Here is a 9,573-nt window from a genome sequence, read left to right as displayed (position 1 = left end):
CTGAACAGTCGGCGCCATTGCCGGTTGATCAGGTAGTAACTGCACAGCACACCCGTAGGGATCACCAACCCGATGGGCCCGCGAATCGCAAACCCGATGATCAGCAGCAGGTACAGCCAGTGCAGGCGCTTGCCCGCACCGAAGTGATCATGCGCATACCCCAGGTAGAACACGGCCAGGGCGACGGCGGCAAGCATCTGATCCAGGGATACGGCTCGGGTCTCGCTGACAAAGGTACTGCTGAGCAGCAACATCGCCACGCTCAACAGCCCCCAACGCCGGGAGTAGGGCGCGGTGAGGCGGTACACCAGCATGACGATCAACGCCGATGCCAGTGCCGTCGGCAACCAGGCGGTCAGGCTGGTGACCTGGCCCAACGGCACCGACAGCAACCACGTCAGCAGGGTCGAGGTGGCCAGGTAGTCGGCGTAGGGCTGGCCGTACGTGGTGGGAAAGAAGCTGGGCCCATGGCGCAGCATCTCCTGGGCGAACACCACGAAGCGGGAGTCGAAGCCAATGATCGCCTGGTGCCAGCTGCCGGCGATAAACAGCAACAGCGCCAACACAGCCAAACCGAGGGATTGCTGGCGAACCGTTGCATTGCACAGGGACGGTCGGGCTTTGTTCACCTATCAGGCTTCCACGACCCGCGGTAACCACTGTTGCTGCGGGATCGGTAACTGGCAGGAATCGCCACGGCCGATCGGGTAGTACTGGAAGCCTTTGCGCGTCAGGCGTTCACCGTCGTAGAGGTTGCGCCCATCGAAAATCACTGGGGTTTTGAGGCGCTGGTGGATCAGGTCGAAGTCCGGTGCCTTGAACTGCTGCCATTCGGTGCAGACGATCAGCCCGTCGGCGCCGCCGAGGGTCGATTCCGGGGTGCCCATCAGCATCAGCCTTGGGTCGTCGCCGTAGATGCGCTGGGTTTCCTGCATGGCTTCAGGGTCGAACGCCCGCACATTCGCACCGGCGGCCCACAACGCTTCCATCAGCACACGGCTGGGCGCATCGCGCATGTCATCGGTGTTGGGCTTGAACGCCAGGCCCCACAGGGCAAAGGTCTTGCCACGCAGGTTGCCTTTGAAGAACGCGTTGATGCGTTCGAACAGCTTGCTCTTCTGGCGCTGGTTGATGGCTTCCACAGCTTCCAGCAAGTCGCTGGAGCAGTTGGCCTGCTTGGCGCTGTGGATGAGGGCGCGCATGTCCTTGGGGAAGCACGAACCACCGTAGCCACAGCCGGGGTAGATAAAGTGGTAGCCGATGCGCGAGTCGGCACCGATGCCCAGGCGCACGGCTTCAATGTCCGCGCCCAGGTGCTCGGCCAGTTCGGCGATCTGGTTGATAAAGCTGATCTTGGTGGCCAGCATGCAGTTGGCGGCGTACTTGGTCAGTTCGGCGCTGCGCAGGTCCATGAAGATAATGCGGTCATGGTTGCGGTTGAATGGCGCGTACAGGTCGCGCATCACGTCGCGCACCTCTTCACGCTCGCAGCCGATCACGATGCGGTCCGGGCGACGGCAATCGGCAACCGCCGAACCTTCCTTGAGAAATTCCGGGTTGGAGACAATATCGAACTCCAGGTGACGACCGGCCAAGTGCAGGGCTTTTTCGATATGGGCGCGCAGGGTGTCGCCGGTGCCGACCGGCACGGTGGACTTTTCCACCAGGATCACCGGGTTGATGCGGTGACGGGCCACCGCGTCGCCCACCGACAGCACGTATTTGAGGTCGGCGGAACCGTCTTCGTCCGACGGCGTGCCCACGGCGATAAACAGCACTTCACCGTGTTCGACCGCGAGTTTCTCGTCATGGGTAAAGCTCAGGCGGCCGCTTTCCAGGTTGTCCTTGACCATGGCGGCCAGCCCCGGCTCAAAAATGGTCACGTGGCCTTTTTGCAGTTGCTCGACCTTGTGCTTGTCTACGTCCATGCAAATGACATCGTGGCCGACTTCGGCCAACACAGTGGCCTGCACCAGGCCGACGTAACCGCTACCAAATACACTGATTTTCATGGGGCATTCCTGGGACTTGTCGTGCTAGTACGGCGCGAGTTGATAACCACAACACCAAGGATGACCAACGCCACCCCCAGGGTTTTTGAAAGCGAGAAATGTTCGTTGAACACCGGCAGGCTTGCGGCCAGCAGGTACACCAGCGCATAGCTGATGCTCAGCAGCGAATAGGCGCGACCCAGCGGCAGGTGCTTGAGGGCGCCAAGCCAGCACAGCATCGACAGCGCATAGGCGAGGATCGCCAGGCTCACCACGCCAAGGGCGCCCACATCGATTTGGGCACTGAGCCATTCGGTCGGCAGCGGCAGGCGCGTCATGCTCCAGCGCATGCCCAACTGGGCGGCGCTGACCAGGCCGACGCTGCCCAGGGCCAGGGCAAAGCCACGCACGCGGCTCATACCTGACGCCCCAGCAGCACGACACCGGCAATCACCAACAGCACCCCCAGCCAATGGCGGCTGTCGATGGGCTCATGGAAGACAAACCGCGCCACCAGGGTCACCAGCACAAAATTCAGGCTGAGCATGGGGTAGGCGATGCCCACCTCCAGGCGCTGCAACACCAGCAGCCATACCAGCAGGCCCAGGCCCAGGCAGATCAACGCCGCCCACAGCCACGGCGAGCGCAGTTTCAGCGCCCAGCCATCGGGCAGGTCACGCCAGCTTTCCACGGCGAACTTCTGCGCAACCTGGCCCATGCAGGTCAGCAGGCAGGCCGCCAGTAACAGCAGCAGCGTGATCATTGCGTCACCTGCGGGAAGATCAGAATCACGATATTGCCTTGTTCATAGCGCTGGCCGTCATTGGGCAGCAATGCAACTTCGGCAATTTCGTCGTCACCTTTAACCCGCATCACCACACCGACCGAACCTTTTTTGCGCGCATCGCTCATCCATTGCTGGACGTGCGTGGTGTCGACCTTGTGGTGACTGGCATCCGGGTAGGCCAGGCCGTACTTCACTTCGCCCACGGTGTTGTAGAGGGTCACGTCCGGGCGCGCCAGCCGCCACGACAGGGCAGAGGCCGCGCCAAGGTCATTACTGAGCAAGGCGCTGGCCGGTCGCAGTGCCTGCAAGTGATCGACGATGAATTGATCCGGGGTCTTGTTGTAGACCACCGAATGGGGCAGCGCAGCCGGCACCAGCGCTACCAGCAGCCAGCTGCCGATCACCGGCGCAGCCCACAGTTTCAAAGGGCGAGCGGCTTGCAGCAGATTGACGATGATCCAACCGAACAAAAAGCTGAACACCAGCACCAGGCTGAGGGTTTCCTGGCCGTGCTCGTAGACCGGCTTCTTCACTTGAAACCAAGTGAGAGCCAGCAGCGCCGCGATGCCGATGATCAGGTTCAGCCAGCCGTTGAGGCGCAAGGCCAGGCTTCGGCCCTGAGCCAGCGCGTCGGCCAGGGCAGACCCCATCAGCAACGCCAGAGGCAGCAGGCACGGCATGATGTAGGAGGGCAGCTTGCCTTTGGCCAGGCTGAAAAATGCCAGGGGCATCAGCAGCCACAACAACAGGAACGCGGTTTGTGGCAGGCGTTTCTCTTGCCACGCCCGCGTGATCGTGGGCGGCAGCAGGGCCACCCAAGGCAGCGAGAACGCCACCAGCAGCGGCAGGTAGTACCAGAACGGCTCGGCATGCTGGGCGTCGTCGCCGGCAAAGCGCTGGATATGCTCGTGCCAGAAGAAGAAGTCCCAGTAATCGGGCTCTTGCAGGTGCACTGCCAGGGCCCACGGCAGGCTCACCCCAATCGCCACGACCACGGCCACCAAGCCAAACCGGACCAACTCCCCAAAGCGTTTCTGCCAGAGGGCGTAGGGCAGGGCGATCAGCACCGGCAGCAGCCAGGCCAGGAAGCCCTTGGTCATAAAGCCCATGCCACAGGCAAAGCCCAGCAACGCCCAGGCACCCAGGCGACCGTTACGGGTGGTGCTGTCAAAGCAAAACCACAGGGCCACGCCGGTCAGGTTGATCCAGAAGGTGAATTGGGGGTCGAGGTTGGCATACCCCCCCAACGCCGCGACGCTGACAAAACTCATGTACAGCACGGTGCTGACCAGCGTCTTTTGCGGGTCGTTCCACAACCGGCGCGACACCAGGTACACCAGCAGGATGCTCAAGCCGGTGCTCAACGCCGAGGCAAACCGCACGCCGAACAGGTTCTGCCCGAAGATCGCCTGGCCCAGCGCGATCAGCCAGTAGCCCGCCGCCGGTTTTTCAAAATAGCGGATGCCCATGAAGTGCGGCGCCGCCCACTTGCCGGTCAGCAGCATTTCCTGGCTGATCTGTGCGTAGCGGGTTTCATCCGGGATCCACAGGCCATGGGTGGCCAGCGGCAATAGGTAGAACACGCCAAAGGCCAACAGAAGCAGGGGCAGCGCCCAACGGCGGATCATGCCTGCTGCACTCCGAGCCAACCCTCGCGGCCGGGCAACGCACCCCGCACCAAGTGTTGCTGGGGCAGGCGGGTGGGGTCGGGGGGCAGCAAATCGCCCAGCGGCTTGAAGTGGATGCCGCGCTGCCCTGCCTGGGCGAGCAACTGGCGAAAATCGTTGGCCATCAGAATCCCTTCTACTTCTGCGTGGATCGTGTAGACGTTCAGCTTCGAGTCGGCAAAGCGGTCGAGGATGAAGCCATTGAAGTCGTTGGCAGCCACCACCGGCCCGACGACTTCGTCGAAGGTCGGCAGGTCTACCGGAATTTGTGGGGTGCCCGCGCTGCCATCGGCCAGTGTCGGCCTGAACAGGCTGGTGCCCCGGCAATCGCTGTTGTAGCGAAAGTTGAAGCCTTGTTTGGCTTGCACCACGCGCTCATCGGCACGCCAACCGGCGGCCGCTGAACAGTCGATGCGTTCACCGAGGATGTCACTGAGGGTGTCGACGCCCTGGCGGATCTGCTCCACCAACTGCGCCTCGCTCCAGCGCCCGGCGTTGGCCTGCCAGCCATGGTGGTCCCAGGCGTGCAGGCCCACTTCATGCCCGGCCGCCTTGGCCTGGCGCATCAAATGCCCCAGGTCGCGGCCAATCGGCTTGCCCGGCCAGGCGGTGCCGGCCAGCAGGATATCCAGGCCATACAGGCCCACGGCATTGGAACGCAGCATCTTCCACAGGAACTGCGGGCGGATGAGGCGCCACAAGTGGCGCCCCATGTTGTCCGGCCCCACGCTGAAGAAGAACGTCGCTTTCACGCCGGCTTCATCCAGGGTTTCGAGCAGCCGCGGCACGCCTTCACGGGTGCCTCGGTAGGTGTCGACGTCGATGCGTAGGCCTGCCTGCATTAGCGTGCTTTCTCGGTAGAACGGTCGGCGATTTCAAGCATGGCTTCGCGCAGGAAGAAGTCCAGGGTGTTGCCGATGGTCTCGCTCATCTCAACGGTAGGCTCCCAGTTCAGCAGGCGCTTGGCGTTTTCGATGCTTGGCTTGCGGTGAGCCACGTCCTGGTAACCGGTGCCGTAGAACGCCTTGCTCTCTACGTCGCGGAAACCGGCGAACGGCGGGAAGTTGCTGCGCAGCGGGTGCGCTTCGAACTGACGCAGCAGCTCTTCGCCCAACTGGCGGATGCTGGCTTCGTTGTCCGGGTTGCCGATGTTGATGATCTGGCCGTCGCACACGCCGTTGTCGTTATCGATAATGCGCGCCAGGGCTTCGATGCCGTCGGCGATATCGGTAAAGCAACGCTTCTGCTCGCCACCGTCGAACAGGCGGATCGGCGTGCCTTCCACCAGGTTGAGGATCAGCTGGGTGATGGCGCGTGAACTGCCGATACGGGCCGAGTCCAGTCGGTCCAGGCGCGGGCCCATCCAGTTGAACGGGCGGAACAGGGTGAATTTCAGGCCTTTGTCACCGTAAGCCCAGATGACGCGGTCCAGCAGTTGCTTGGAGACCGAGTAGATCCAGCGCTGCTTGTTGACCGGGCCGACCACCAGGTTGGAGGTGTCTTCGTCGAAGTACTGGTCCTGGCACATGCCATAGACTTCGGAGGTCGAGGGGAAGATCACGCGCTTGTTGTACTTGACGCAGTAGCGCACCAGCTTGAGGTTTTCTTCGAAGTCCAACTCGAACACGCGCAGCGGGTTGCGGGTGTATTCGATGGGCGTGGCGATGGCCACCAGCGGCAGCACCACGTCGCATTTCTTGATGTGGTACTCGATCCACTCGGTGTGGATGCTGATATCGCCTTCCACATAATGGAAGTTCGGGTGGCTGCGCAGGCGCTCGATGGCGTCGGAGCCGATGTCCAGGCCGTAGATTTCGTAGCGGTCATCGCGCAGCAGGTGCTCGGACAGGTGGTTGCCGATAAAGCCGTTCACACCCAGGATCAGCACGCGAGTCCGGCGAGGCTTGCGGCCAGATTCGGCGCCGCGCAGTACGGAGCCGTCCACCAAACCCAGCTCATTGGCCAGGGACGGGCCCGCCAGGTACAGGCCGTTGTCGTTGCGCTGGCCGAACTTGATCACCAGCGAGTCTTCACCGCAGGCAATGCGCAGCGGGTTCACGCTGATCACCCGGCCCGGCGCCAGGCCTTCGTTGCCTTGGGCCACTTCGGCTTGCCACACGATCAACTTGTGCTCGCCCACCGCGCAGAACGCGCCTGGGTAAGGCTGGGTCACGGCGCGCACCAGGTTGAACAGTTCTTCAGCCGGTTTGTTCCACTCCAGCTTGCCGTCGGCGGCGCTGCGGCGGCCAAAGTAGGTGGCTTGGCTTTCGTCCTGGGCGGTTTCGCTCAGTTTGCCGGCGGCCAGTTGGGGCAGGGCGTCGCGCAGCAGGCTGACGGCCGCATCGCGCAGCTTGGCGTGCAGGGTCAGGCCGGTGTCGCTGCGCTCGATGATGACTTTCTGCTGGGCCAGGATCGCACCGGCATCGGCGCGCTTGACCATGCGGTGCAGGGTCACGCCGGTTTCGGTTTCGCCGTTGACCAGCACCCAGTTGGCCGGGGCGCGGCCACGGTATTTGGGCAGCAGCGAGCCGTGCAGGTTGAATGCACCGTTGCGGGCGGTGGCCAGCAGTGGCTCGCTGAGCAGATTGCGGTAGTAAAAGGAGAAGATGTAGTCCGGGTTCAGCTTGGCGATGCGCTCGATCCACAGCGGGTGGTTGGCGTCTTCCGGCGCGTGCACCGGGATGCCGTTGCGCGCGCAGAGCTGGGCGACGGAGCCGTAGAAGTTGTTTTCCTTGGGATCATCGGCATGGGTAAATACCGCAGCAATGTCGTAGCCGGCAGTCAGCAGGGCTTCAATGCCTGCGCAGCCAATATCGTGGTAGGCGAAGACAACGGCTTTTGAACTCATGATTGGACCTGATCAGCAGAAGTAGAAGTGTGGGAAGACGCCAAGCCGTCAACGACAACCGTGGGGGCGGGTGCCGCCGGTTGGTTGCGCAGCACTTTTTCGATAAAGAACCGTGGGCGGGCGCGCACGTCGCTGTACATGCGGCCCAGGTATTCGCCCAGCAGGCCCATGCCGATGAACTGGCCACCTGTGAACACGAACAGCACGGCGAACAGCACGAACATGCCGTCGCCCGCCCATTCGGCGCCGAAGGCCAGCCGCAGCACGATCAACGCAAAGGCAAACAGCATGCCCAGGGCCGCCAGGCTGAAACCGACAATGGACAACAGGCGCAAGGGGGTGGTGGTCATGCACGTCAGCAGGTCGAACATCAGGCTGATCAGGCGCATGGCGCTGTATTTGGACTCGCCGTGCTCACGCTCGGCGTGGTGCACCAAAATCTCGGTGGTGTGGCGGGCAAAACCGTTGGCCAGAATAGGGATAAACGTGCTGCGTTCACGGCAGGCGAGCATGGCGTCGACGATGGTGCGCCGGTACGCGCGCAGCATGCAGCCGTAGTCGGTCATGGCCACGCCGGTGGAGCGTTGCACCGCCAGGTTGATCAGGCGTGATGGCCAGCGGCGAAAGGCCGAGTCCTGGCGGTTATTGCGCACGGTGGCGACCACGTCATAGCCACGCGCCGCTTGTTCCACCAGGCGCGGGATCTCTTCGGGCGGGTTCTGCAGGTCGGCATCGAGGGTAATCACTACATCGCCCCGGCATTGCTCGAAACCGGCCATGATCGCGGCGTGTTGGCCATAGTTGCGGTTGAGGATGACCGCGACCACCTGGCTGCCCGCTTGCGCGGCGGCGTCTTCGAGCATTTGGGCCGAGTTGTCGCGGCTACCGTCATCCACCAGGATGATTTCGTATTCGTAGGCAAGTTGCTTGCACGCTGCGGTGGTGCGTCGCAGCAATTCGGGCAGGCTTTCTTGTTCGTTGTAGACCGGGATAACGATCGACACGCAATGAATAGGGTAGGGTTTCAAAGATTCATGACCTCGGGGGGTTAGAGCAACTTGGCGCGTGAATACAGCAACAATCATGGGGCGAACGTCTAGACCGCAAACTTGAGAAACGGTGCCAAAGATAAAGCGTAATCAACAGGTTAGCCGGTGTAACGCGGTTTGCTCTGAAGTTCTGCAATAAAGACTAAGCGTAAAAATGTAGAACGAATATGAAAGCCGGATGAAAAACTCGTTTATTTGACAGGTAGACAGCCAGGGTTCAGCTAAGTAATCAGGGGTCAGTCAGCACTGGGTTTAATCAGTGCGCAATCGGATTTATTGAAGAATCTTCTCTGCAATGCCTCTCAAGTGCCGGTAAAGTAAGCCCTCTCTTGCCAGGGTACTCGGATGAATAGCGTGCAGCTTTTACGCGGCCATTTGCGGCCAGTGTTGATGGGGTTGTTGATGGGGGTGGCGTGTGTCACCACCGTGCGGGCTGACGACAGCGTGGCGTTGACCAGCATCGACCAGGTACCGGACGGCGTGGAAGTGCGTGGCAAGCAGATCGCCGCCTATACCTGGGACGATCGCCAAGGCAAGAACCTGCTGGTGCTGGCCGAACAGGTCAGCGAGCGTGACGATGACGGCACCCAGTCAGCGTTTGTCTATGCCGCCCAATACCTGATCGACGGCAACCGCCCCAAGCGCGTGTGGATGCTCTACGACGATGTGCAGCATTGCCAGTTCGACGCAGCACTGCGTTTTGACATGGCCGCAACCCAGGTCACCGACCTGACCGGCGACGGCATCACCCAGGCCACCGTGGGTTACTCGCGCACCTGTACCAGTGATGTCAGCCCCAACGAATTCAAACTGATCATGCACGTTGGCAAGTCGCAGAAGTTTCGCCTGCGCGGCGTTGACCGCTATGGCGCCAGCTGGTGGGACGAAGAAGCTGGCGCACTGCGCGGCATGCCACTGCCCAAGGATTGCAGCGTGGCGGCGCAACAGGCGTTGGTCAGCCAATACAAGGAGCAGGGCACGGAGCTGCCATTGCCGGGTTGTTACGGCGACGAGAAGGATTTTGCCAAGGCGCCCGAAGCCTACCTGAGCTTCATGCGTGAGCAATGGTTTGCCCTGATGCACAAGCAAGACAGTGAATGGGGCCAGGCGCAGACCCAGCCGCCTGTGCCCACCGAGGACGACGACACGGCCCCGTGACTTTGTGCCAGGGCCGTGCTTGCGTTAGACTCGGCCCTCGCCAATTCACTAAATACCTCGATTAAACAACGGC

At 61.9% G+C, this 9,573-nt stretch carries 9 protein-coding genes; 1 reads left to right on the top strand and 8 read right to left on the bottom strand.

Annotation, left to right across the window (positions count from 1 at the left end; translation table 11 throughout):
- From DYL59_RS26515 to arnC, 8 genes are all read right to left on the bottom strand, one after another.
- On the bottom strand, positions 1–629 hold a 629-nt coding region (locus tag DYL59_RS26515; protein WP_135291798.1), incomplete at its 3' end, for an ArnT family glycosyltransferase.
- A gap of 3 nt (positions 630–632) precedes the next feature.
- The gene (locus DYL59_RS26510) at positions 633–2,012 is read right to left on the bottom strand and encodes a UDP-glucose dehydrogenase family protein (RefSeq protein ID WP_135291797.1); all 1,380 of its coding nucleotides are present in this window, start codon (positions 2,010–2,012) and stop codon (positions 633–635) included.
- Complete coding sequence (gene arnF / locus DYL59_RS26505; protein ID WP_135291796.1) at positions 2,009–2,410, bottom strand: 4-amino-4-deoxy-L-arabinose-phosphoundecaprenol flippase subunit ArnF; 402 nt, start codon at positions 2,408–2,410, stop codon at positions 2,009–2,011. Before arnF ends, DYL59_RS26510 begins: the two co-directional genes overlap by 4 nt.
- On the bottom strand, positions 2,407–2,754 hold the full coding sequence (gene arnE / locus DYL59_RS26500) for a 4-amino-4-deoxy-L-arabinose-phosphoundecaprenol flippase subunit ArnE (protein WP_135291795.1): 348 nt from the start codon (positions 2,752–2,754) through the stop codon (positions 2,407–2,409). The genes arnF and arnE overlap by 4 nt, the downstream gene beginning before the upstream one ends.
- A complete protein-coding gene (gene arnT, locus DYL59_RS26495; RefSeq protein ID WP_135291794.1) occupies positions 2,751–4,406 on the bottom strand; it encodes a lipid IV(A) 4-amino-4-deoxy-L-arabinosyltransferase in 1,656 nt (551 codons plus the stop codon). Before arnT ends, arnE begins: the two co-directional genes overlap by 4 nt.
- Positions 4,403–5,287 (bottom strand): 4-deoxy-4-formamido-L-arabinose-phosphoundecaprenol deformylase, encoded by an 885-nt coding sequence (gene arnD, locus DYL59_RS26490; protein WP_135291793.1) that lies wholly within the window; start codon positions 5,285–5,287, stop codon positions 4,403–4,405. The genes arnT and arnD overlap by 4 nt, the downstream gene beginning before the upstream one ends.
- Entirely contained in the window at positions 5,287–7,293 is a 2,007-nt protein-coding gene (gene arnA, locus DYL59_RS26485) for a bifunctional UDP-4-amino-4-deoxy-L-arabinose formyltransferase/UDP-glucuronic acid oxidase ArnA (protein ID WP_135291792.1), read from the bottom strand. Before arnA ends, arnD begins: the two co-directional genes overlap by 1 nt.
- Complete coding sequence (arnC, locus tag DYL59_RS26480; protein ID WP_135291791.1) at positions 7,290–8,321, bottom strand: undecaprenyl-phosphate 4-deoxy-4-formamido-L-arabinose transferase; 1,032 nt, start codon at positions 8,319–8,321, stop codon at positions 7,290–7,292. The genes arnA and arnC overlap by 4 nt, the downstream gene beginning before the upstream one ends.
- 366 nt (positions 8,322–8,687) lie before the next feature.
- Here arnC and DYL59_RS26475 point away from each other — a divergent pair, with 366 nt between their 5' ends.
- On the top strand, positions 8,688–9,500 hold the full coding sequence (locus DYL59_RS26475) for a M949_RS01915 family surface polysaccharide biosynthesis protein (RefSeq protein WP_135291790.1): 813 nt from the start codon (positions 8,688–8,690) through the stop codon (positions 9,498–9,500).
- Positions 9,501–9,573 lie beyond the last annotated feature (73 nt).

The organism is Pseudomonas kairouanensis (assembly GCF_004682055.1).
Lineage (GTDB): Bacteria > Pseudomonadota > Gammaproteobacteria > Pseudomonadales > Pseudomonadaceae > Aquipseudomonas > Aquipseudomonas kairouanensis.
Note: the sequence above shows the minus strand (reverse complement) of the source record. Positions and strands in the feature narration are given on the sequence as shown.